24 protein-coding genes and 2 pseudogenes are annotated in these 23,983 nt (G+C 43.2%); 7 read left to right on the forward strand and 19 right to left on the reverse strand.

All coding sequences use genetic code 11. The features are described 5' to 3' along the window. Positions 1–1,088 precede the first annotated feature (1,088 nt). The 4 genes and pseudogenes from H6G48_RS08350 to H6G48_RS08365 all read right to left on the reverse strand — a co-directional run bounded on the left by H6G48_RS08350 (position 1,089) and on the right by H6G48_RS08365 (position 3,463). Positions 1,089–1,332, reverse strand: a pseudogene (locus H6G48_RS08350) (hypothetical protein). Positions 1,333–1,620: 288 nt separating this feature from the next. Continuing rightward, positions 1,621–2,034, reverse strand: a complete 414-nt coding sequence (locus H6G48_RS08355) for a type II toxin-antitoxin system VapC family toxin (protein WP_190720919.1) — start codon at positions 2,032–2,034, stop codon at positions 1,621–1,623. Next, on the reverse strand, positions 2,031–2,306 hold the full coding sequence (locus H6G48_RS08360) for a hypothetical protein (protein WP_149988193.1): 276 nt from the start codon (positions 2,304–2,306) through the stop codon (positions 2,031–2,033). Before H6G48_RS08360 ends, H6G48_RS08355 begins: the two co-directional genes overlap by 4 nt. 524 nt (positions 2,307–2,830) lie before the next feature. Further along, entirely contained in the window at positions 2,831–3,463 is a 633-nt protein-coding gene (locus H6G48_RS08365) for a DUF305 domain-containing protein (RefSeq protein WP_190720922.1), read from the reverse strand. 323 nt (positions 3,464–3,786) lie between these two features. Here H6G48_RS08365 and cobS point away from each other — a divergent pair, with 323 nt between their 5' ends. Continuing rightward, a complete protein-coding gene (cobS, locus tag H6G48_RS08370) occupies positions 3,787–4,545 on the forward strand; it encodes an adenosylcobinamide-GDP ribazoletransferase (protein WP_190721011.1) in 759 nt (252 codons plus the stop codon). Here cobS and H6G48_RS08375 read toward each other — a convergent pair. The 3 genes and pseudogenes from H6G48_RS08375 to H6G48_RS26205 form a co-directional block, all read right to left on the reverse strand. After that, positions 4,542–5,003 (reverse strand): PPC domain-containing protein, encoded by a 462-nt coding sequence (locus tag H6G48_RS08375; RefSeq protein WP_190720924.1) that lies wholly within the window; start codon positions 5,001–5,003, stop codon positions 4,542–4,544. The genes cobS and H6G48_RS08375 overlap by 4 nt on opposite strands. Before the next feature lie 323 nt (positions 5,004–5,326). Beyond that, a complete protein-coding gene (locus H6G48_RS08380; protein ID WP_190720927.1) occupies positions 5,327–5,527 on the reverse strand; it encodes a DUF4278 domain-containing protein in 201 nt (66 codons plus the stop codon). A 325-nt stretch (positions 5,528–5,852) separates the two neighbouring features. Further along, positions 5,853–6,140: pseudogene (locus tag H6G48_RS26205) on the reverse strand (potassium channel family protein); the annotation flags it as partial. 309 nt (positions 6,141–6,449) lie between these two features. On the opposite strand from H6G48_RS26205, the gene H6G48_RS08390 reads away from it, so the two are divergent. Further along, positions 6,450–8,657: a PhoX family protein gene (locus tag H6G48_RS08390; protein ID WP_190720930.1), complete on the forward strand. Its 2,208-nt coding sequence runs from the start codon at positions 6,450–6,452 to the stop codon at positions 8,655–8,657. An 86-nt stretch (positions 8,658–8,743) separates the two neighbouring features. On the opposite strand, the gene infC is transcribed toward H6G48_RS08390, so the two are convergent. After that, on the reverse strand, positions 8,744–9,274 hold the full coding sequence (gene infC / locus H6G48_RS08395) for a translation initiation factor IF-3 (RefSeq protein ID WP_002757952.1): 531 nt from the start codon (positions 9,272–9,274) through the stop codon (positions 8,744–8,746). 403 nt (positions 9,275–9,677) lie between these two features. Here infC and H6G48_RS08400 point away from each other — a divergent pair, with 403 nt between their 5' ends. Next, the gene (locus H6G48_RS08400) at positions 9,678–10,997 is read left to right on the forward strand and encodes an AAA family ATPase (RefSeq protein ID WP_190720933.1); all 1,320 of its coding nucleotides are present in this window, start codon (positions 9,678–9,680) and stop codon (positions 10,995–10,997) included. Here the strand turns inward: H6G48_RS08400 and H6G48_RS08405 are convergent. The 7 genes from H6G48_RS08405 to H6G48_RS08430 all read right to left on the reverse strand — a co-directional run bounded on the left by H6G48_RS08405 (position 10,994) and on the right by H6G48_RS08430 (position 17,325). Continuing rightward, positions 10,994–11,914: a hypothetical protein gene (locus H6G48_RS08405; RefSeq protein ID WP_190720936.1), complete on the reverse strand. Its 921-nt coding sequence runs from the start codon at positions 11,912–11,914 to the stop codon at positions 10,994–10,996. The two genes, H6G48_RS08400 and H6G48_RS08405, sit on opposite strands and share 4 nt — an antisense overlap. Then, the gene (locus H6G48_RS08410) at positions 11,856–13,304 is read right to left on the reverse strand and encodes an AAA family ATPase (RefSeq protein ID WP_190720939.1); all 1,449 of its coding nucleotides are present in this window, start codon (positions 13,302–13,304) and stop codon (positions 11,856–11,858) included. The genes H6G48_RS08405 and H6G48_RS08410 overlap by 59 nt, the downstream gene beginning before the upstream one ends. Positions 13,305–13,331: 27 nt before the next feature. After that, positions 13,332–13,466, reverse strand: coding sequence for a hypothetical protein (locus H6G48_RS26805; protein ID WP_256378293.1), 135 nt, complete (start codon positions 13,464–13,466; stop codon positions 13,332–13,334). A gap of 49 nt (positions 13,467–13,515) precedes the next feature. Next, a complete protein-coding gene (gene purB / locus H6G48_RS08415; protein ID WP_190720942.1) occupies positions 13,516–14,811 on the reverse strand; it encodes an adenylosuccinate lyase in 1,296 nt (431 codons plus the stop codon). A gap of 163 nt (positions 14,812–14,974) precedes the next feature. Beyond that, positions 14,975–16,309, reverse strand: coding sequence for an FAD-binding oxidoreductase (locus tag H6G48_RS08420; protein WP_190720946.1), 1,335 nt, complete (start codon positions 16,307–16,309; stop codon positions 14,975–14,977). Between the two features lie 279 nt (positions 16,310–16,588). After that, the gene (locus H6G48_RS08425; RefSeq protein ID WP_002737284.1) at positions 16,589–16,708 is read right to left on the reverse strand and encodes a photosystem II protein Y; all 120 of its coding nucleotides are present in this window, start codon (positions 16,706–16,708) and stop codon (positions 16,589–16,591) included. A 65-nt stretch (positions 16,709–16,773) separates the two neighbouring features. Then, positions 16,774–17,325, reverse strand: coding sequence for a gamma carbonic anhydrase family protein (locus tag H6G48_RS08430; RefSeq protein ID WP_147074048.1), 552 nt, complete (start codon positions 17,323–17,325; stop codon positions 16,774–16,776). Positions 17,326–17,433: 108 nt separating this feature from the next. Here H6G48_RS08430 and H6G48_RS08435 point away from each other — a divergent pair, with 108 nt between their 5' ends. From H6G48_RS08435 to H6G48_RS08450, 4 genes are all read left to right on the forward strand, one after another. Next, positions 17,434–17,949, forward strand: a complete 516-nt coding sequence (locus tag H6G48_RS08435) for a TIGR02652 family protein (RefSeq protein ID WP_012265996.1) — start codon at positions 17,434–17,436, stop codon at positions 17,947–17,949. A 124-nt stretch (positions 17,950–18,073) separates the two neighbouring features. Continuing rightward, on the forward strand, positions 18,074–18,571 hold the full coding sequence (locus H6G48_RS08440; protein ID WP_147072726.1) for a VOC family protein: 498 nt from the start codon (positions 18,074–18,076) through the stop codon (positions 18,569–18,571). A gap of 130 nt (positions 18,572–18,701) precedes the next feature. Continuing rightward, positions 18,702–19,739 (forward strand): class II fructose-bisphosphatase, encoded by a 1,038-nt coding sequence (gene glpX / locus H6G48_RS08445; protein WP_159249948.1) that lies wholly within the window; start codon positions 18,702–18,704, stop codon positions 19,737–19,739. 184 nt (positions 19,740–19,923) lie between these two features. Further along, entirely contained in the window at positions 19,924–21,210 is a 1,287-nt protein-coding gene (locus H6G48_RS08450) for a glutamyl-tRNA reductase (protein ID WP_002798508.1), read from the forward strand. Positions 21,211–21,446: 236 nt separating this feature from the next. Here the strand turns inward: H6G48_RS08450 and H6G48_RS08455 are convergent, their stop codons facing one another. The 4 genes from H6G48_RS08455 to pyrH all read right to left on the reverse strand — a co-directional run bounded on the left by H6G48_RS08455 (position 21,447) and on the right by pyrH (position 23,904). Further along, positions 21,447–21,743 (reverse strand): transposase, encoded by a 297-nt coding sequence (locus H6G48_RS08455; RefSeq protein WP_190720949.1) that lies wholly within the window; start codon positions 21,741–21,743, stop codon positions 21,447–21,449. Then, positions 21,697–22,518, reverse strand: coding sequence for an IS630 family transposase (locus H6G48_RS26210; RefSeq protein ID WP_242034583.1), 822 nt, complete (start codon positions 22,516–22,518; stop codon positions 21,697–21,699). Before H6G48_RS26210 ends, H6G48_RS08455 begins: the two co-directional genes overlap by 47 nt. 128 nt (positions 22,519–22,646) lie before the next feature. Then, positions 22,647–23,168: a ribosome recycling factor gene (gene frr, locus H6G48_RS08465; protein ID WP_199328774.1), complete on the reverse strand. Its 522-nt coding sequence runs from the start codon at positions 23,166–23,168 to the stop codon at positions 22,647–22,649. A gap of 13 nt (positions 23,169–23,181) precedes the next feature. Further along, on the reverse strand, positions 23,182–23,904 hold the full coding sequence (gene pyrH / locus H6G48_RS08470) for a UMP kinase (RefSeq protein WP_190720952.1): 723 nt from the start codon (positions 23,902–23,904) through the stop codon (positions 23,182–23,184). Positions 23,905–23,983: the final 79 nt, after the last annotated feature.

Genomic DNA, 23,983 nt, shown 5'->3' on the forward strand with positions numbered 1-23,983 from the left:
AGTCAAGATTAGTAAGAAGATACCAGGGAGCTTCGGCTTGTTTACTACGATAGCGTCTCTGACCGCGAGTTGCCAAATTAAAAGGTCCAAGTTTATGAGAATCTGTCTAATAAATTCCTGAGAAAAACTGCTCAGTCCCTGGTTGAATATCCAGAGCTTTTAGAGGTTGATATTTGTCTTCACCTGATAACAGCAAAGATGTTCCCTTCTTTTGCCTCAGAATAAAGGCTATACCCTTTTCGTCTAGCCACTTTCCTAGTTGAACACTCTGAAATTCTCGAGCACCGATCACGACGACTGGATAAGATTTTAAGAGTTTTAACACAGGGTGAGTGAAATTTTTTTTGTTCCCCCAGATTACTACTTCCTTTTTTATCTAGTAATATCCAGTACACAGGTAAGGCTCTTTTTCCACAAATAACACTGGCTACAAATAAATTTCTTCTTTTCCAATCCGTTCTGTCGATTACCAATAACAGATGTCCTAGATGCCTAAGTTTTTTCAGTTTTCTTCTTTGATGTCGATTTTTATTTTTTCTGCTAAACTCTTGCTTAATAATGTGTTTAATTAGCGGAAACCATAACAATTTCACCCTTAATTGCGGTAACTTAAGAAACCTCTGTAAATTTCTTCTTCTGCTTTCAAAGGTAATTGGTTGAGGAAATAGGGCAGCTAATCTCTCTAATTGTACCGTTCTGTGACGAGAGTAAGAGCAGTATGAGGATTTGCCGGGTAAGATATTGTGCTTCGCTCAGATTAGCTTGTAAACAAGCCTGATAGAATGATGGTAACATTTTAAATTTTTGAGTGGTTGCCATAACCACTCTATTTCTTTGGGGGACATTTGGCTAGAGTCTTTATCCTGCCTACCTTTAAACCTCTTTGTCACCCCTTGAGGATTTTAACAGGTCAAAAGCCTTATTTTAAAAGGGTTTTACCATTATTCAGCCAGCCCTAAATAATCAGTTTTTAATAACCAGATTTAGTATCAGTCATCCACATTGAGAACTTTTTTTGTCTTGACATATATTCCTAAATAGGGGTTGCTGAATAATCATTGAAATAAATTTGCCCCAATCAAACCGACTCAATGAACTGCTCGATGTCCGATTCTTACGAACCAAATTTGAGCATCTGGTAATCGGGCTAAAAGTTGCTCGGAAGCTGTGAGGCTGTCTTTTGCTACTTCAAAAGCCCCTGTTTCGATATCTATGGCTACAATCTTCCCATGATTGCCTTCCTCGACTTGGGGGCGCACCTGAGATTCATAAATCTCTTTACCACGTCGGGCAAATTCTTCTTTGCTGTAGCCGGAGTTGATTAACTGTCATTGGCCTGACCCCGTTGCAACTTTTGCCCCTCTATTTTAACCTAAACATTGGGGAGCTTCGCTAACATTCCTCAACTGGGCCCACAAGAGCGGCATCGCACTTAAACCCACAGCTTCAATCAATGTGCATGGTGCGTTCCCCAAAATCGATCGGTGGAGCAGTAGGAGCCACATTAGGGAACGCACCCTACAGCGATAGCTAACGGTGAAGTGCAGCGGCGGTAGATGAACTCAAACTCAGCACCAGCAGCTTTCGCCCGTCCGCTGCCACGCAGTGTTAGCTGACGGTTCAAGGGAATAACTCAAAGTAATCGCAGTGACTTGGACGAATGATCGAAAAATCTCGACGATCGAGCGTATAAATGCGAGTAATAGCGAGCCTTTCAGCTATGGCAACGATCGCTGCATCCGTAAAGTCAAGCTGATTGTCAGCATATTGTTCCAATATCTCATGCACTCGTACCAAGTCTTCTGGGATTACAGGTTCAACTTGAACCGCATCCGGTGTCATACTGGAGACAAAACGGCGCATTGCTTGGTGTCCCAATCTTGATGCAATCAGATAGCAGCTCTCAGGCAAGACAACGACAGGTAGAACCAATGGCTCATTCACGCTTTGAGCAATAGCCAACACCCGTTGATGATTGCGATCTCCCTGATCAGTTAAAGCAAACAAAAAACTGGTGTCGAGGATTGCTGTCATACTGAATTGCTTGGCTTAAGATTCCAGCCATACACCGGATCAATCTCATTGCCTAGAATCTCTTCATCACGTTCTGAAATATCCTGTTGACCAGAGTTGCCTAAACCTGCAACTGCAAGCAGAAAACTAGAAGAGTGAGTGGTCAGTTCTCTTTGATGGGCTGCTTTATAGCGAAGATAGTCAAGAAAATTAGACAGTTCCACTAAAGCCTCATCAGGGAGAGCCTTGACTGCTTCAAGTAGCGATTGCCGTTCTATAATGCTTCTATCCATTACTAAATCTTAGATTAAGACTTTCCCTATTTTACTCCTCAACTCAGCAAACAGGCTCACTTGCTGGGTATTACAGCAGGTAACACCTGAATACAGTCCGCACAAATTGGAATGAAGTCAAAGATCACAGTTGGATTTTTTCTGTCAACCCAACCGACAGGATCAGCGTACTGCTGCGCAGTGCCTTCGCCATCGCACTTAAACCCACAGTTTCAATTAATGTGCATGGTGCGTTCCCCAAAATCTATTGGTGGAGCAGTAGGAGCCACTTTAGGGAACGCACCCTACAAGATCATCGGCGATCGCACTAGAAGAATCCACTTAAACCCACAGCTGCAATTAATGTGCATAGTGCGTTCCCCAAAATCGATCGCTGGATCAGTAGGAGCCTCATTAGGGAACGCACCCTACGGCGATAGCTGCTACGCAGTGCCTTCGGCATCCCACTGCCTTGGGGTTGTTAGACCGCACACCGGAAGCAAAACATTAATCGCCCCCAAAATCTCGATCGTGATTACTAGAAGCTAATGATGCATTCTACCCATTGGATTGCGATCACCAAACCAAGCTATCAACCAAGTTTGCATCTGCTGAATTTCCCGGCGCTGGCTAGTGGCAATGTTCTCAGCCAAGGACTGGACAGGCTGATGCTTCACCAGATTACGATTCAGGAGCATTTGCGACATCATCACGGCTCCCATATGATGTTTAATCATATCTTGTAAAAAAGTTTGATCTAGGGCATCGCCCTGAAGTTGGCTCAGATCGCGCATCATGGGAACGTAGGAGACGCTAATATTCCCTCCTGGATACCACTTGTTGAGCCAGTTTTTCATCTGAGCAATTTCAGCAGTTTGCGCTTGAATAATATTTTGAGCAAACTGCCTCATCTCAGGACGACTAGTGCGTGCCAGAATAACTTGGGCGGTATCGATTGCCTCCTGATGGTGGGGAATCATTTGGGCAAGATAGTTAAACTCGCTACTGACCTGCATATGATGCATCATACCCATGCCGTTGCTAGGAGATTGAGCAGAGGCAGAATCTGGAGAATTTCCAGATGGACGTATCAGAAGTAAAGTTGAAGTTGCAGCTAGTCCAAGGGCGGCAACTGCCCCTAGCACAATAATAGCTTTATTTTTCATGAGAGAAACCATGTACAAACTTCACTATAACTATAGCACCTGCCCAAAAGTAGCCAGAACTATCTTCACCAAGAAATTAGCAGTCTAACTACATATTATACAGAAACTTTCCATATCTCACACCAAATACACATTTTTTAACAAATATTTCCGCATACTACTCTCAAATGAAGAGAGCGCAAGAACTTTTTCTATAAAATTACAAGTAACCGTGTTATGCCGAATTAAATTATTATAGGCGTTCTCAGATGTTTTGAAAATCCCACAGGGTGGCCGATACAAAATCAAGTTATACTTCATCTTTATGAGAAAGGATGCCATACCGGAATCTAATTTTGGGGAGATTGATTACCATATTTAACTTCATTTGTCAAGAAATTCGCTCATTTTTAGGTGCGATCGCTTTTTACACGATTATTCCGGTTCCGATTGCCTGGCCTGATTTTGGCAGAATTGCCCGATGGATTCCCTTAGTGGGCTTATTTTTGGGTCTAATTCTGGTTTTGCTCGATATAACTCTAGCTAGTCTGGGAATGCCACCCCTAACTCGTGCGGTTGTCCTTGTGGGGGTTTGGGTTTATCTAACGGGAGGACTACACCTTGATGGAGTTAGTGACACGGCCGATGGTTTAGCTGTCACCGACCCCCCGCGTCGTTTAGCGGTCATGGCCGATAGTGTTACCGGGGCCTTTGGAGTCATGGCCGTGACTATGGTTTTGCTGCTAAAAATCGCCGCTTTGACCGATTTAAGCGATAATCGAGCCTTAGCTCTAATTTTAGCACCAATTTGGGGACGTTGGGGGCAAGTAATGGCGATCGCTCTTTATCCCTACCTCAAACCCACCGGTAAGGGAGCCTTTCATAAAGTGGCTTTTTGTCTGCCTTGGGACTGTGGGGGAGTAATTTGGGGGTTAATCGCCCTATTTGGTGGTCTAAGGTGGGGAATCATCGCCATTAGTGCTGGAATCGCCCTCGCTATGCTTACTGGTTACTGGTTATATCGTCGTCTTCGCGGTCACACCGGTGATACCTACGGTGCGGTGGTAGAGTGGACAGAGGCTCTATTCTTGGTTTTTTTGACAATAATTAGCTAATTTTTCCCCTCCACGGCCCGTAAACGGGTTAATTTCAGGGTAAATTTTCCCCCACCGGTTTCTCCGAAAGCTCTCACCCGAATAATATATTTACCCGACTCGGTAATGCGTGCAAACAGGAGAGCATTAGTGCCACCATCGGGACCATCATCATTTTCCGCTACAGTGGAACCATCGTCGGCCAGGAGAATTAAAACTCCATCAAAGTTTTCCGATTTGAGATCGATGGCCACCTGATCGTCCTTGTCCAAATCTACGGTATAATCCCTAGCAAACCCCCCTTCACCTGTGGGAATATCTTTGTCGGTGAGAGTATCGTTAATTTCTTTATTGAGGATTAGGGGGACGGGACTATAGATTTTTTCCGCTCGCACGGGTAAAGATTGACCGGTTAACCAGAATAAAGTGAGCAAGACGCATAAACCAGAATAGCGACCAGTCAAAGGAAATCTTGTCATAATGGCAGATGTTCGTTTTCTCAATCTCCCTATTCTACAAAAAACTGATAACTATCAGCAGTTCGACAAAATTAAATTCACACCCCCTCTCAGGGGAACACCGGAACTGCGGAACTGCGGAAGGGAAAAATATGTGTAATTAATTTTGTTAACTATGAACATATATTCCTTGCTGGCAAAACAAGTTAAAAATCCCCCTTGGAGCAAGGGAGCAAGAGGGAAGATAAAACCCGTTTAAGGTAATTGCTCTGATCATTAATTGACAATATTTAAAACAGATTGATTGAAAAATGAACTAGAAGTTAAAAACTTAAAGAGGGTTCTTACATGGACAAAGAAGCTAAAGACTGAGTGATATTATAGGCTTGACCGCGATAGGTAACGGCTACCGGTTTCTGAATGGTTTGAACGACACCACGGTTTTTTAAATAGGGAACACCACGATAGCCTAAAATCAGCGGACTGGAAGCAACGGTGGCAGTGGGATTTTTGTCGTAAGCAATGCTGCGATAGGTTAATTTCATAGGTGTCTCTGGAGATAATTGGTGAGTTAGTCTTATCTCCAGCTGCGGCGAAATTAATTCCAGAAAAGCTCAACTTTTTTCTGGGTAAATATCCTACCAAGAAGACCCCCGATAGCGCATTTCTCGACGCAGAGCATAACGACGGGCAAAATTAGGAACATCGCCCCGACATTTGAGATAAAGACATTAGACCTCTTGCAAAAGTCTTAAGTCGATCCTTGTACAGCAACATTTTTGAAGATTATCAACTACTAATAAATAATTAACTGAAAGTCCCTCCCATTATTGTTTCTATCGTTTGTTTTCGGATTTATGCAAGAGGTCTATTTAAGGCATCATCGGGTAACACCGTCGCTAAAACTCGCGCTTTGTCGATACCGGCTTTCTGGAGAATACTTTCATCGGTGGCGTTACCATTAAGAGTTAAGTAGCCTTTTTCCTGAGCTAATCCAATGTGATCGGGGTTATTATCGACGATAATAAAGGATTGGGCTGTTTTTGCCAATTTAGTCGTTAGAATGCGTCCTATACGCCCAAAACCGCAGATTATGACCTGATTTTATCGGGATTCCATCTCTTTATTCATCTGGCGATCGCTAAAAGCTTTGATAATCCTTTTCAGTGAACTTTGCATCGATTTCCGTGACCTGACCATCTAGCTATCAGCTTACAGCAGAATTTGTACTAAATCCGTTGAGCATAATGCTACTTATAAGGACAGGCACTCATGCAAAAGGGGGGATAAATAATCAGTTTTTAATAACTGGATTGAGTATAACGGAAGATTTTTGCAGGAGAGCTTTTTAACTGGCTGTTAACTTAGTCATAACTTGGATACTGTATAATCCCTATGTCAAGTATCCGTAATAAAATTTAACCTAATCAAGGTCTGAACATCAGTTTTGACTTTATTAATGAAAATATGAGTATTTCTCGCCGTAATTTCCTCACCTTTTTAACTGCCACTGCTGGTGTCTCTTTTTTCAGTCTGCAAGAGAAAAAATATTCCTCTCTGATTAGCAGTCCTGCGATCGCTGCTAATAATTTCGGCTTCAACTTTGTCCCAGTCAAACTGCCGATTCCCTTAAAAATTGACGGTATGAGCGATGAAAGCCAAAAAAATGCCTATCAAACCTATAAAGTCCTAGATGATCTCGTTCTTCCGCAAGGATTCACCTATGATGTGCTGGCCCAGTGGGGGGATGCAGTGGGTGATTCCCGTTTCGGTTATAACAATGATTATCTATCTTTTATCGAAACCAGTCCGGGTCAAGGTTATCTAACCGTTAATTTTGAATATATCAGTGGTCGTACTTGGCTACAAACCTTTGAACAAGTGATTGGTAAAACCCTACCCGTCAAGGAAGTACGGGAAAAAACGAATGAAAAGGGTGAAATTGCCGCCTATAACCTGCAAGATGCCAGCTTAAAGGCAAAAATCGAGGAAATCTCCCTAGAAGGCTTAATTGATCAGGGAATTGGCGTAATTTCCCTGGCTAAAGATCAAACGGGAAAATGGCAACGTACCTATAGTAAAGCCGATCGCCGCATTACCGGTATCTCTGGACTAAAGGACGGTCACTACCTGAAAGCGACCGGTCCCGCTGTAGCAATTTTTACCAAAACCGATAAACTTGGCTACGATGACGGATTAGGGGCAAAAATTATCGGAACGTTGCAAAATTGCGCCGGGGGAACAACGCCTTGGGGGACTGTATTTAGTGCCGAGGAGAACTTTCAAGACCAAGTGACGGAGGTAGTGTTAAAAGATGGTTCCTCTTTGCATCCCGATACTACCCCCTTTATTCTCAATAGTTCAGAAGTGGATGGCCGGGGTAACGTCTTCGGGTTAGCGGGAAATAAATACGGTTGGATGGTGGAGGTGGATCCGGCCAATCCCGACGATTACGGCACAAAACACACTTGGTTAGGGCGTTTTCGCCATGAAGCGGTCGCTTTTCTCGCTCGGACGGGGCAACCCTTGGCGGTTTATTCAGGATGCGATCGCAGAGGCGGTCATGTCTATAAATTCGTTTCCGAGGGCAAAATTAGCGATATTAAGCAGAAAAATAACTCAAAACTCCTAGAAAAAGGAATGCTCTACGGGGCCAAATTCAACCCCGATAAAACCGGTTATTGGATACCCTTAAATCCCGACACGGAGATAAATCCCGTCCTACCGAGTCAAATTGCCGCTAGTCGCGGGGATGGGGTAGTAGCTTTGCCGAATCCCGAAAGAACAGTCAATGAGACTAAATTACTGCTATTTAAGGACGATGAGGAGATTCTAGCCTACAAAGCTAAATATAAGACCCTCGCAGACCTGTATGAAGGTAATAGGACGGAAAAACAGGGGGCAATTCTCATCGATGCTCATTTTGCCGCTAACGCCGTTGGGGTCACTTGTACTGGTCGCCCGGAAGATACGGAAGTGGACGAGAATGGCACTTTATATATGACCTTTACCTCTGGTAGTCCCAGTGAAGCGGAGGGAGGAGCCGATAAGGAGATATTTAAAGGACCAAATGGCGAAATCCCCTACGAATTTGGTTGGATTATCAGCTTAAGGGAAGATAATAACGATGCTGCTTCCTTAAGTTTTCGTTGGGATGTGGTCGCTTACGGAGGGGAACCGACAGAGAAAGGTGAGGGTTTTTCTAATCCCGATAACCTCGCTTTCGATAAACAGGGAAATCTCTGGATGGTTAGCGATATTTCCACGGGTGGGTTAAATCGAGAGATGAAAACTCGTTATCCCCAAGGGGTCCCGGTTAGTCAACGGGATTTATTGGGTATTTTTGGCAATAATAGCGCTTGGGTGTTTGCCAAGGGTCAAGAGCATCCCTATCCTTTTGCTATCGCTCCCATGGATGCGGAATTAACGGGATTGTACTTTACTCCCGACCAAGAGACGTTATTTTTGGCAGTACAACATCCGGGGGAAGCGGGGGGAATTCGTCGGGATTTGGCCTTTGAAAACCGTAAATTTGCCCTTAAAACCACTAATGGGCAGGAATTTGAACAAATGCGACAAGTACCCCTAGGGTCGAATTGGCCCAGTGGTCAAGTTAATCAACCTCCCCGGCCGGCAGTGGTGGCGATTCGCCGAACCGAGTCAAAATCTGGATAATACATTTGTTTTAGATGATTGGTTTCCTTTGGGGATTTCCGAAAAACAAAAAAGGGGTCTTAGCCCCTTTTTTCCGGATTAGTTAGTTATTTTTTCGGCGATAACATCATCATCATGTTACGACCTTCTTTTTTTGGCGCTTGCTGTACCTCAGCCACATCCTGTAAGTCTTTGGCCATGCGCGCCAGTAATTCTTCCGCTAGGTTAGAGTGTTGAATTTCCCGGCCTCGGAAGGTAATCGTCGCTTTTACCTTATCTCCCGCTTTTAAAAAACGTTGCGCTTGGTTGACTCGCACGTTGTAGTCATGCTCATCGATTTTATAGCGCATTTTAACTTCTTTTATATCGGCTGTATGCTGTTTTTTCTTGGCTTCGCGGGCTTTTTTCTCCTGTTCAAACTTGTATTTGCCATAGTCCATAATCCGGCAAACGGGAGGATTTGCCGTTTCACTGACGAGGACGAGATCAAGTTCCTTTTCTTCGGCCACGCGTAAAGCTTCGGCAGGAGTAATAATTCCTAGTTGAGAGCCGTCGCTATCGATAACGCGGATTTCGGGAAAGCGGATTCTTTCGTTAATTTGGGGGAGATCGCGAGTAGTGCGTCTTTTATCTATCACAGGCGTTCTGGGTTATCTCTATTCTGGTTAATTAATCGGTTGGAGTTTACAAAATGGTTTACTTGCTATTCTACCTACTCGATCGAGTTTCTTGGCCAATTGTTAAGTTTTCTTGCAATGTTAATTTTTAGCCGCCGGTCATCAGCCGCCGGCCGTCAGCCAGATAAGCTTGTTGTCTATGGGCCTTGTCAGACTAAGACCCTATACTCTCAGGAATCGATCGGTAAGGTGCGTTCCCCCTCGTTGCAGCAGGGAACGCACCCGACAAAATCTGCGGCATCGCACTACCTCTGTAAACCAATGTCTAGATTATAGTGGGACAGTATCGGGCGACAGTTGAGAAGATTATCCAGTATGGTTAAATATTGCGCTGATGTTTTAATATTACCTATCGCCTAAAACTATGATTACTTATATTAAAATTCATGGCTTTAAATCCTTTCATAATTTTGAAATGGTATTCACGCCGCTTACTGTAGTTGCTGGGGTTAATGCTTCTGGTAAGAGTAATTTATTTGATGCTTTGCAATTGTTGGCGCGGCTGGCAGAAGTGGATCTGAAGACGGCTTTTAGCGAGCAACGAGGACATCCTAGCGAACTTTTTACCCAGTATGATGAGGACGACTACGCCACGGAAATGGAATTTATAGTGGAAATGTTAGTCAATCGCAAGGTAAAAGATAATTGGGGTGGGGAAGTCGATCTTAAATATACAAGATTACGCTATCAATTAAAAATTAAACGGGAGTCTAATATAAGTGGATTTGAAAACTTGTATATTGTTGATGAACGTTTAGAAAATTTAAAGCACAATGAAGATAATTGGGTAAAAAATTATATTCCCAAGACAGTATTGGAAACTTGGCGACCAAAAGTAACGGGTAGGAGAGCCATTCCTTATATTAATACTGAAGATAAGAGTGGTAGTGCTACCATTGTTGTACATCAAGATCGTAAACAGGGAAATAAAAAAGTATTTCTGGCAAAAAGCGCATCACAAACTGTTTTAAGCAGCATTAATACTATAGATTTTCAACATATATTAGCCGCCAAACAAGAAATGCTGAGTTGGAAGTTTATGCAGCTTAATCCCGAAGATCTGCGAGAACCTACGCGTCAAGATATGGGCATCAGAGATACAATAACAGCAAGCGGAAAGAATTTAGCCGCTGCTTTATTTCGCATCAAACAAGATGATGAATATACCCTCACAGCAATTTCCCGTGATCTCAATAACCTGCTACCGAATCTTACAGAAGTTAATGTTTATGATGACAAAGCAAATCGACAATTTATTATCAAGGTAAAAGGCGATGATGGTCGGGAGTTTTCTTCGAGAGTGCTTTCCGAAGGAACCCTACGTTTATTAACATTATGTGTCCTGCAATACGACCGACAACACACAGGATTACTGTGTTTTGAAGAGCCAGAAAATGGCATTCATCCTTTTCGTATTGAAGCAATGGCAAGATTATTAAAAGAGCTAACTGTCGATTTTGAAGATACTGAAATGCCTTTACGCCAAGTAATAGTGAACACTCATTCTCCAGTTCTGGTGAGTCAATTAATTAATTGGCAAGATGATAAAAATGTCAGCATTTGGCTTTCTCAACTTACCACTATAATATCCACTATTGAAGGGAAGCGAATTAAGATGAAAAGCAGTAATTTTCACCCTGTTATCAAAGAGAATAAAAAGCAATTAACCTTTTTTTTATACTAACTATTGATTAGGCGACTTACCATCTCTACCATTCCATATATGTTTAAATTTTTAATCTCTTCCTGAATTTGATCGATTGAACTTTGAGAATCATCACTACAGTAAGCCAATTGAACTTTCTTTCCCTGCGGATCGGTTAATAGGGTGATCAAGTCTCGATCGCTCGACACCTGATAATCTATATAGATGCCTTGTCTATCTTTGGCGGGAGTGAATTTACATGAATAATAGTTATCCTGTTTACGTTTGTCCGATGCTTGTCTAGCCAACAATTTTTCGATTAACAAACAATCGGATTCTTTATGTTGCTCGTCGTGACTATGCTTTATTTTGCCTATTTTGCTTAAATCCGCTTTCCTGTGAGTCTTGGAAACATAAGGATAAAGCTCCGCTTTAAAATTATACGGGATAGGTAAAATAATAAATCCTTTCTCCGCTTCCTCTTCGATCGCCTTTCGAGGAATATCGGCATTATAGGGAGTTAATAGGATAGCTTGTAATTTATATTTGAGTTTACTGGTGACATGATCGGCAATTTCTTGTTTTAAAATATCTCTAAAAGTTGTAATTTGTTCGATACCTGTACTCGTGGAATTTTTATTAGTTCCCTTCATCTCGATAATTGTCAGCAGAAGTAAGCCATTCTGAATAAAAAGAGATAAATAATCAGGTCTTTTCTGCTTTTGATTTCTAACAAGAGGATCCTCCCGACGATCAGTTTTAAATAAAATACAAACGGAATCTTTTTCTTGCTTGGTAATCCGAAAGCTGACACCGCTTTCGGGTGGAGCGATCCGATCGGGTACGGTACAGAAAATAAGCAGATTTTCTAAAAAGTTAAATTTTTGCCAATCGAGTTTATTCTTCTTCTGAGGAACATCCTTCTTCGGTTTCTTGGTTTTGTTGTCCTGCTTCATAAATTGCAAAAAACTTTTGTTGAATATCAACTGATACATCGCTGAGAGTATCCCAACGAATACCGTATTCAGGGTCGTGTAAAGAAAGTAATTTATTATTTTTTATTTCATAGGCGCTAACCTGTTCCATTTTAAGAAAACCTCGGCTATCTTGCAGATAAAGCAATTTAGCTTGTTCGGCTAAAAGTTCTGGATTTTGGTGATTACCATTAACGATATTGTTAAGATGAGCCATCAAATAGGGGCTATGAGTCGTCAATAAAATTCTAACTCCTAAATTTACTAAAATCGCTAAAGATTCTAACAATTTTACCTGAGATTCTGGATGTAAGTTCATTTCAGGCTCATCGATCACCAGAAAATCCCCCGATTTTGCTCGATAGCGCAAATAGAGTAAAAGCGGGGCTAATTGTTTAATAGACGAGGAAGCATTATAAAGATCGATCTCTAAACTTCTTTTTACCGAAACTTTAATTTCTCTGCCTCCGAATTTAGTCTTTTTAAAGATTGTTTTATTGTTATTTTGAATATACTTTTCAATTTGATCGGCTAATTTTTGAAAATCATTTTTGTTTTTGGCAATGGGATCGGGCTTATTTTCTAGTTCTATGTCAGTTAAAAAATCTAAAAAATCCTCTACTGGTTGAGGATATCGAATATCCCCCTGTTCTTTTAGTAACTCTAACTGTCTATCTCGATTAATACGTCCTTGTATCAATAGCTCTCTCTGATTCTCTTTAAGTAGCTTATATCTTCTATTAGCCAGCACTTTATAGGTATTTATAAAAACGTTTCTTTCGGCGGGTAAAGGAAGTATGTAAGAAAATGAAAATGTTACAACACCAGCAACAAAATCAAGAAGAACCATGTTTTTATAATCATAAATTTCAGCTTCTTTTTCTGGATAAAATAAAATCTCATTATTGTTGTCGCTTCGCTCGATTTTCTTGATTCCAAATGAAGCTAATGACTGGCGATACTCAATTATATGCGCTAAAACTTTTTCTATAGCTGTTTTAATATCATCTTCGGAAATTTCGATACTGAATTTCGTTTTTTCAAAAATCTTGCCGCTAGAATCTTGGAAAAAAGATTGTAGTTTTATCCCGCTAAATTCAGATGCGGACTTTTGAACAATTTCGGATATAACATCATAAAAACGTCGGTCTATTTTTAAAGACCAATGATCGGCTTGATTTGTAAATTCTATTTTTTCTAAAATTTCACTAGAAAAAAAAAGGCCGTCACGATGATTAATCCATAACCCATAAATCGAGTAGGCGATATAAGTTTTATTAGAATTATTCGGGCCAATAATAACGGTTAGAGGCCGAAGATCCACTTCTGCCTCTTTAATACTACCTAAATTCAAGAGTTTGATTTTCATCATAAAAACGAACACTCCGAATACAGACCCTTATTTTACCCGATTCGTACTCGCTTGCGCCGATTCTTTAGTTTTATCTTCAAACGCGACCTTGATCGAGAAACGAATAGCGATCGCTTTCTGAGAAAAGATCGATCGCCAACCGACAATCCAAAACGCTGTCATTACCTTTCTAAAGCAACAAGCTAGTGGTTAGCTGATCACTGAAAGCTCCTTAAATATCTAACCTTTGGTAGATGCTATTAAGATGATTTAGGTGCTGCTGGGGATCAAAGCAACTTTCGATCTCGTCGGGGGATAAAATAGCGGTAACTCGCTCATCTTGACCGATAAAAGCTTTAAAATTGCCGTTATCGGTGTTCCAAGCGCGATGGGCGTTTTCTTGGACGATTTTATAGGCAGATTCCCGGCTAATTCCCTTACTCACTAAAGTTAAAAGAACTCTTTGACTGAAAATCACGCCACCGTAAACATTCATATTTCGCTTCATGTTTTCGGGATACACCAGCAGATTTTTGACTAAATCGGTGATTTCCTTGAGCATAAAGTGGGTCAAAATGCAAACATCTGGCAGCATTACCCGTTCTACGGAACTATGGGAAATATCTCTTTCGTGCCAGAGGGCGATATTTTCTAAGGCGGAAACGCTATGACTACGGATAATTCTCGCCATTCCCGTTAAGCGTTCTGAGCGGATGGGATTACGTTTATGGGGCATAGCGGAGGAGCCTTTTTGTCCTTTGGAAAAGTATTCTTCCACTTCTAGGACATCAGTTCTTTGCAGGTTGCGAATCTCCACGGCAAAACGTTCGATCGAAGCCGCTAATAAGGCTAATTGTTGCACATAATCGGCGTGTCGATCGCGGGAGATAACTTGAGTGGAAGCGGTATCCGGTTCTAATCCTAGCTTCTGACAGGTTAACGCCTCAATTTTCGGGTCAATATTGGCATAGGTTCCCACTGCACCGGATATTTTACCGATGGCGATGTCTTGGCGCAAGCGAATTAAACGATCGCGTCCCCGCAGCACTTCCGCTAACCATCCCGCTAGTTTAAAGCCAAAGGTGATCGGTTCGGCGTGAATGCCGTGGGAACGTCCCACCATGACTGTATAACGGTGTTCTTGGGCGCGATAGCGCAGGGCTTGAATGAAATCTTCTAATTGTTCTAGAATCAGGTTTAAACTGGCGACTAATTGTAAGGACAGGGCAGTATCTAGTACATCAGAACTGGTTAAACCCAAATGAATATAACGCCCCGGCTCGCCCACATATTCGTTAACATTTGTTAAAAAGGCGATGACATCGTGGCGCACTTCTGCTTCTATTTCTAAAATGCGATCGGGATCAAAATTAGCTTTTGCCTTAATTTCTTCCACTGCATCCGCGGGAATATAGCCTAATTCGGCCTGCGCTTCACAGACGGCTATCTCTACCTCTAGCCATGTTTGATATTTATATCTATCCGTCCACAAATTCCCCATCGCAGGGAGAGTATAACGCTCGATCACTATTAATTATTCCAAGACAACCGTTTAATTGTATCGGATCGGGGCAAGTCCGGGAATAGGCAGGGGGCAGCGGGGAGTTTTGTTTTCCCCACTCCCTTTTCACCGGTTAGTAATTCGGTAGTAGCGGTGAACTATCTTGTTTAATTTAGCCTGAATCGAACCCCTACCCCCTTGCTTCAACCCATGCTCGCATTTTACCCGGATTGTTCAATCCGTAGGGATCGACGAGTTGTTTAAATTCTAGTTGTAGCGGATTAATCTGTCTGCTGCCGCCATCTTCCATGATATAAGTGTGAGGATTGGCAATGGCTGCCCCCTGTTGTTCATAGATAGCAATAATCTCATTTAATCGAGTTTCTGTGGTAAATTCTAGCAAGGGAAGACCGGCGGGAATAACTTTACCTTGAAATTTCAAAAATTCTAGGTGCATCATTATTTCCTCACCAAAATAATTATGGAGTTTCTCTACCGTGGCTAGATTAAAATAAAAAGCTTGTAGATAAGTTATCTTGGGGTTAAAACTACGCGCATGGAGAGTGGTATGATTCCAAGTAAATTCTAAGATACTGTTGCCTTTTTGGGTTTCTTCTGGCGTTTTATAGTAAGTAAGTTCACCATTATATTCTTGAATTAAAGACTCTAATGCAACTCGATCGCTGTCCGATACTATTAACAAAACTGCCGCTTTCCCCGTGGTTAAATAATCCTTAAGAGCAGTAAAATAAGCGGGAATTGGCCAAGAGTGAACACTAACCATTTTCTTGACGATGCCATCACTATCACTAAGAGCTTGACCGAATTTAGCGGCGGTGAGAAAATCGGCAAAAGTAACGATAAATTCTGCCCAAGGATAACAGGGAGCGAGGGCTATTTCTAACTCGGTAATAATGCCATTGGTTCCGTAGGCATGATTGACTTTTTCTACCTCATCCCCCCGTAATTCGATAATTTTTGGTTCCGCTTCTAGGGTGACTAATTGCACTGCTTGCAGATTGCCTCTATCCTTCAATTGTCCATAATTAATTGAACCCATGCCCACACTGCCACCCCCGATAAAACCGCCAATTGTCGCCGTCCGATAGGTAGAGGGAGCCATTCTTAATTCCCAACCAATTGCGCGAGCTTGTTTATCAAAAAATGCCATTTTTACCCCCGCTTCTACCCTGGCTGTCCCCGGTTCGATCGAGATAATTTTTGTTAGTTTGGTTGTGTCTAACATTACTCCTCCCCGCAAGGGAACACATTGACCATAATTACCTGTACCCGCACCTCTAACTGTTAAAGGAATTTGGTATTTAACGCAGGTTTTAGCGATGTCAATAACCTCTTGGCTATTGTGGGGACGAATGACTACATCAGCCCGTTTATCTTGCAGTTGTGCTTCTAAAATGGGACTAAAATGATAATAATCTAAGGAAAGTTTCGCCACTTGCCCCGGATCGGTGATAATTTCTAGATGGGAAAGCTCTTCAATGAGATTTTGACAATTAGATTTCATGGTTAGGTAGGGTTTGCTGAAAAGGTATATTGGTGGGGTTAGGAGACAGGATTCAGGATTCAGGATTCAGGAGTCAGGAGTCAGGAGTCAGGAGTCAGGAGTCAGGATTCAGGATTCAGGAGTCAGGAGTCAGGATTCAGGAGATTATTTTTATTTATTCCCCCCACACCCTACACCCCACACCCCACACCCCACACCCCAATCAGCGATCGCACCATCAGGAAAAATTAAAAACCGATCGCCTAGGCGGTCGGTTTTACTAAGAACTATAAACTTTTATTAACTTTGTTTGCTGAGAAACTGTTGAGCTTGTCTAATAGCGGCAGCGCCGATATTGAAGAAAGCCCAGCCACCAGCAATAAGCAAAGGGGTTAAAACGATCAACACTCTCCAGTCCATAGATTTCCTTCTCCTCGGTCAGTGCTTAAAAGATTGTTACTTGATTCTCATTTTATATTTATACCCTAATCCGCCCGTTTTGGGAATCCAGTATCAGTAGCTTTTCCCCCATGAACGAGGGCAAGTTTAGCATAGCGCTCGGCGTGTTCGATCAACTCTTGAGCCTCCTGTGGCGACACTTCCCGGACGCGTTTAGCGGGAATACCCACCACTAAAGATCGCGGTGGTATATCTTTTGTTACAATACTACCCGCCCCGACAATACTACCCGCCCCGACGCGCACACCATCGAGAATCACTGCCCCAATGCCGATTAAACAACCGCGTTCAATATGGGCTGCGTGAATTACCGCCCGATGCCCGATGGTAACGTAATCTTCAAGGATAGTAATTTTGCCCGGATCTCCGTGTAGGATTGCCCCATCTTGGATATTAGTATAGGCCCCAATTTCGATGCGTTCCACGTCGGCGCGCAATACCGCCCCATACCAAACACTCACCCCGACAGCTAGGGAAATATCGCCCATTACCGTGGCATTGGGGGCGATAAAAGCCGCTTGACTGACATCGACAAGCGGCCAGAAATTAGAAGTTGATCTTAAGTTATCTAAAGACATGAAAGGATCTACACTAAAGTCGAAAGAGAATACCCGTCCAATTTGGTTGGGTATAATATGGATAGGATTATTGGTACAAAGATAGCAATTTTTAGTTTAGGTTCTTCCATGATCAATGCAAGTTTACAATACCCTGTTTTTGGCCCCGATATCCATTGTCCTCACTGTCGGCAGCTAATCCCCGCCCTCACTTTGACGGATACCTATTTGTGTCCGCGCCATGGAGCTTTTGAAGCCGATCCCAAAACGGGAGAGTTGGTTCACTTGCAGTCAGGACGGCATTGGCGACTCTGGAATGGTGAGTGGTATCGTCAACACACTCACCCGGATGGTATTCGTTTTGAGATTCACGAAGCACTCGATCGCCTCTATACTCAAGGATTTAAAGCGACTAAAGTAATTATTGCCAACCGTTATCGCGATTTAGTTAGTTCCTACCTAGAACGTAACACCACTTGGCGCGGTAATGGACCGGGTGAAGCCACTATTCCCCGTCTCTACGGTTTACCAGTAGAATTTAGCCCCGATGCTCCCGATGAACCCTGTTGGGATGTAATTAATTTTGATCTGGAAAAAGAACCGGGGGTTCCCAAACGTTATCCCTATTTTCGTCTTTTTGATTAATCAATAGCCATCGGGAGTCAGGAGATAGGAGGCAGGAGATTATTTTTATTTACTCTCCCCATTTCCCCACTTCCCCATTTCCCCATTTCCCCACTTCCCCACTTCATAATTCTTTCTCCTGAAAATGCACCATGCTTCTATCCGCACCGCTAATATCCATCGGGCGATCGCTTTTTACCAACTTCTCGGTTTTACCCTAGAGGAAAGATTCACCACGGGTTATACTTTGGCCTGTTGGCTAACGGGGTTAAACGGACGCATCGAATTAATCCAAATTCCTCAACCGAAACCCGCCCCCGATGCCTTTAGCGATCAGCATTATGTCGGTTATTATCACTTGTCTTTTGACCTAACAGAAAATGTCAGCAATTTACCAGAATGGTTAGAAAAATTAACAAATAACTTTCAGCAAGCTCATCAAGAGGATGCCGATTTATATCAACCTTTAAAAATTCTTTTGCCACCCCAACAACAGATGATCGGCGATCATGTCTATGAAGTCACCTTTATTGCCGATACAGACGGGTTACCCCTGGAATTTATCCGTCGTTTAACGCCGAAATCAGCGATCAAGGTCTCAATAACTGAGATGGAGGGGACAGTGCTGGCAAAAACTCCCTAGCTATACCAGTCTCCTCCAGATGATCTGCATAAAAACTTAAGAATGATCCCCGTCTGGTGATAGACTTTTGACTGTTAAGGAAACAAACTCACTAGATAAATCATAGATCAGCTGTAGGGAGGATCATCGAGTGGAAAGTACGCTAGGGTTAGAAATTATCGAAGTGGTCGAACAGGCTGCCATTGCCTCCTCGAAGTGGATGGGTAAAGGCGAAAAAAATACCGCCGATCACGTCGCTGTAGAAGCGATGCGCGAACGGATGAATAAAATCCATATGCGCGGTCGCATCGTTATTGGAGAAGGGGAAAGAGACGAAGCTCCCATGCTCTATATTGGCGAAGAAGTGGGTATCTGTACCCAAGCTGATGCCAAACAATATTGTAATCCCGACGAATTAGTCGAAATCGATATCGCCGTCGATCCCTGCGAAGGCACTAACTTGGTTGCCTACGGTCAAAATGGTTCTATGGCCGTGTTAGCGATCTCCGAAAAAGGTGGGTTATTCGCCGCTCCTGACTTTTATATGAAAAAATTAGCCGCTCCCCCAGCAGCTAAAGGTCATGTGGATATTAATAAATCGGCGACGGAAAACCTGAAAGTCCTTTCCGATTGTCTCAATCGTTCCATCGAAGAACTGGTGGTAGTAGTTATGGATCGTCCCCGTCACAAGGAATTAATCCAAGAAATCCGCAACGCCGGGGCCAGAGTTCGTCTGATCAGCGATGGTGACGTATCGGCCGCTATTTCCTGCGCTTTTTCGGGAACTAATATTCATGCTCTCATGGGTATCGGTGCCGCTCCGGAAGGGGTAATCTCGGCGGCGGCTATGCGTTGTCTAGGCGGTCACTTCCAGGGACAATTAATCTATGATCCCGAAGTGGTCAAAACCGGTTTAATCGGCGAAAGCAGAGAGGGTAATCTCGCTCGTCTGCAAGAAATGGGTATCACCAATCCCGATCGCGTTTACGGTTGCGAAGAATTAGCCAGTGGCGAAACCGTCCTCTTTGCCGCCTGTGGGATCACCCCCGGCACCCTGATGGAAGGGGTACGCTTCTTCCATGGTGGCGCTCGTACCCAAAGCTTGGTTATCTCCACCCAATCGAAAACCGCTCGCTTTGTCGATACCGTTCACCTGTTCGACCAACCCAAATACATTCAACTGAGATAATTCCCTGACCCGGTGGGGTGGGCATGGCTCACCTCGCCCCCATTGGTAAAAATATATAAAGTTTTTTTTCAAACATCTTTTATTTGCATCCCGATTGGGACTAAATTGCAACAATTAGAGACATAACGCACTGATCTTTATCAATAATTTTTGTAGCCTGAGCAACATTTGTAGGAGAACATAAATGAATATTGCTGTAGTGGGCTTGAGTCACAAGACAGCCCCTGTGGAAATTCGCGAAAAATTGAGTATCCCGGAAGCGAAAATCGAGTCCGCCCTTACCCACCTCAAGGGTTATCCCCACATCCAAGAGGTGGCGATTATCAGCACCTGTAACCGTTTGGAGATCTACGCCGTGGTTACGGATACGGAAAAGGGCGTGGTGGAAATTACCCAGTTTCTCGCTGAAATCGGGCATATTCCCCTTAATGTCCTGCGTCGTTATCTGTTTACCCTGCTGCATCAGGATGCTGTCCGCCATCTGCTGCGGGTGTCGGCCGGTTTAGAAAGTCTTGTCCTCGGTGAAGGGCAAATTCTCGCGCAAGTTAAAAATACCCATAAATTAGCTCAAAAGTACAATACTATTAGTCAATTACTCGATCGCCTGTTTAAACAAGCGATGACTGCCGGTAAACGCGTTCGCACGGAAACCAGCATCGGCACGGGAGCCGTATCGATCAGTTCGGCGGCGGTGGAGTTAGCCCATGCTAAGGTGGCAGACCTCAGCAGCAAGAAAATCGCTATTATCGGGGCAGGGAAAATGTCCCGATTATTAGTTACTCACCTTCTGGCTAAGGGTTCTCAGCAAATTGCGATCGTCAATCGCTCCCAAAGACGGGCCCAGGAGTTGGCCCGTGAATTTCCTCACCTACCGCTGCAACTATATGGCTTAGAAGAGATGATGACTACAGTAGCGGCATCGGATATCGTCTTTACCAGTACCGGAGCCACGGAACCAATTTTAACTAAAACTTTATTGACAGAAGTGACGATTTCTGCTAATTCGCTGATGTTAATCGATATTTCTGTTCCCCGCAACGTCCATACCGACGTGAAGGAATTGGCACAAGTGCAAGCTTTTAACGTCGATGATCTCAAAGCGGTGGTTGCCGCCAATCAGGAAAGTCGCCGTCAGATGGCCAGGGAAGCAGAGGCACTCCTAGAGCAGGAAGTGGAAGCTTTCGAGCTTTGGTGGCGTTCTTTGGACACTGTACCGACAATTAGCTGTTTAAGAAGCAAAATTGAAGATATTCGCGAACAGGAATTAGAAAAGGCCCTCTCCCGTTTGGGGACGGAATTCGCCGAAAAACACCAAGAAGTTATCGAAGCAATGACCCGCGGTATCGTCAATAAAATCCTTCACGAACCCATGGTACAACTGCGCGCCCAACAGGATATCGAAGCGCGTAAGCGCTGTTTACAATCCCTGCAAATGCTCTTTAATCTCAGTGTCGGAGAAGAATATAGTTAGGGACTGGTAATCCACAAAAATTAAGGGCGATTCTATTGGTCTGTCAAGGTGATTTTGAGGGATTGGGGGCGAATAATTTGGCAGCATTGCCCTATCCACAATTTCAAGATTGACAGACCAATAGACTTTTGGCTGTAGAAATGCGGTAATATCCACCTGAGTGGAATACTAGAAAACCTTCTGCGGTAATTATGCCCAAATTGATCCTAAATCCTGTTTTAAAAAGATGATAACAATCAGTCATAAGTTAGCCAATGATAGTTAGTCAAGTTTTTAATTTCATTAGTCATTGTTTCGAGATACTGACAACGAGTTATCAGAATTTCTTCTATTTCTTCAATTGTTTCAAAATACTCATTAACCAGAGGTTCATCTACTAGAGACCACAATCTCTCGGCTGGCTGTAGTTCTGGCGAATAAGCCGGTAGAAAATCGAGCATGATTCCATCAAGAACTTCAAGTTTTTCACTTCTAGGCCACCCAGCATTATCTTGTACTAATAGGACAATTTTTGGGAGCCGATAACCCGACATCTTTTGCAAAAGATTGATAGACTAAACTTAACCATTGATGATTAACTATTGGGATTAAATACCAGAGTGTTTTTCCTGTTTTTGGCTCAACAAACCCGTAAACATATAACCATTCATAACGATGATGCACTAGGGCAGAAGGCCTTTCTCCTATTGGTTCCCAGACTTTTCTAATGATTGGTTTTAAGCCAACTCGATGTTCGTCAAAGAACCAGACTTCTCCTTGATAATTGGGAAATTTATCTATTAATTCTTGGACTTTTACTGGTAAATTTTGCGGAAATTTTTCTTGTTCAACTGGGTCTCCCTTTTTATGTTTTGGCCTGGGTTTTTGACAAGAATATCTCGACTTTTTTAGGTAATCCCATCCCCTTTGATTCCAAACTTTTTCTCGCCCCGTTTCCTTTTCTATCCATCTGGCTACCTTCAGTCCTGTCCAAATTCCTCCATCCGCAGGACGTTCTTTCAGTTCTTCTTTTAATTTTTGAAATTGTTCTTCCTTCAATAAAGGTTCTTTTCCTCTCCGATGTTCTGCACTTTTTTTCTTGAGATTTTTAACTCCTTCTTCTCCTAATTCATTATATTTCTTGAGAATTCTAAAACTATATTGATAATCTAACCCCACAGCTACCGCCGCATTTTTGATTGTCCATCCTAAGGATATTTGACCCAATAAGTGCCATCTTCTTGTTTCCACTGAGTCTTGACTGCTTCTGTATCTATCTTTCAGTTCCTCTGAACTTAGATGTTCGGCTAAGTAAGCTTTCTTGGGCATTTTATCTCCTCGTCTTTACTTGTTTTATTATAACAGGATTTAGTATCACTCCCCTATACCTTTGAAATAGGGATAAAAAGCTAAATAGAACAGACAAAAAGCCTGTTCTATCCATGAGGAGAAAAAACTTAAACGGTCATGATATCTTTTTCTTTTGTCGTTAACAAATCCTCGATTTTGGCGATAAATTTATCGGTGGATTTCTGCACTTGATCCTGTAAATCCCTGGATTCATCCTCAGAAATTTCGTGACCTTTTTCCCGTTTACGGATAGCATCGATCGCATCCCGGCGAATATTGCGGATAGCCACCTTTCCTTCTTCGGCCAATTTCGCCGCTAATTTGACCAATTCCTTGCGGCGATCGCTAGTGAGGGGAGGGATATTCAAACGAATGATCTGACCGTCATTACTGGGGGTTAAACCCACGTCCGAGAGAGAAATCGCCTTTTCGATCGCCCCCATACTGGTGCGATCGAAGGGTTGAATCGCGATCGTGGTCGCGTCGGGAGTGCTAATTGTCGCCAGGGACTTGAGGGGAGTTTCCATGCCATAATACTCCACCACGATCCGATCTAAAAGAGAAGCATTTGCCCGGCCGGTACGAATCGTATTAAAAGCTCTCTGGGTTGATTCGACGGTTTTCTGCATCTGGTCTTGAACTTCAGCTAACTTCACAGAATCCTCCTACCAATGTTCCAACGGGTTCACCTTTGACAGCGCGAACAATATTACCTGTCACCGACAGATCGAAAACGACTATCGGGATATTATTTTCCTTGCACAGAGCGATCGCCGTTCCGTCCATCACCCGCAGATCATGAGTCAGCACATGACCGTAGGTAAGACTTTGAAAGCGTCGCGCGTTAGGGTTATGGGAGGGATCGGAATCATAAACTCCATCCACTTTCGTCGCTTTAAACACCACTTCCGCATCGATTTCGGCGGCGCGCAGGGCCGCCGTGGTATCGGTGGTAAAGAAAGGATTACCCGATCCCGCACCGAAAACCACCACCCGACCTTTTTCCAGATGACGGATTGCTCGCCGGCGGATGTAGGGTTCAGCTAATTCCTGCATGGCAATCGCCGTTAATACCCTAGTCGGTACTTGCGCTCGTTCTAGGGCATCCTGCAAGGTCATAGCGTTCATGACTGTTGCTATCATACCAATATAATCGGCCGTGGCCCGATCCATGCCGGCCGAGGCGGCTTTCACCCCGCGAAAAATATTGCCGCCACCGACCACGATCGCCAATTGGATGCCTTGGTCAACCACTTCGGAGATTTCCAGAGCGATAGCGGAAACCACCATCGGGTCGATCCCATAGCCGAGATTGCCCATTAAGGCCTCCCCACTCAGTTTTAATAATACCCGCTTGTACGCCATGCCCTTACTACCACTCGCTAAAACAAGATCTAGATAATTTTTGTCTCCCCATAAGATAGCAGGTTTTGGCCTTGATTTA

This window comes from Microcystis flos-aquae FACHB-1344 (genome assembly GCF_014698375.1).
GTDB lineage: Bacteria > Cyanobacteriota > Cyanobacteriia > Cyanobacteriales > Microcystaceae > Microcystis > Microcystis aeruginosa.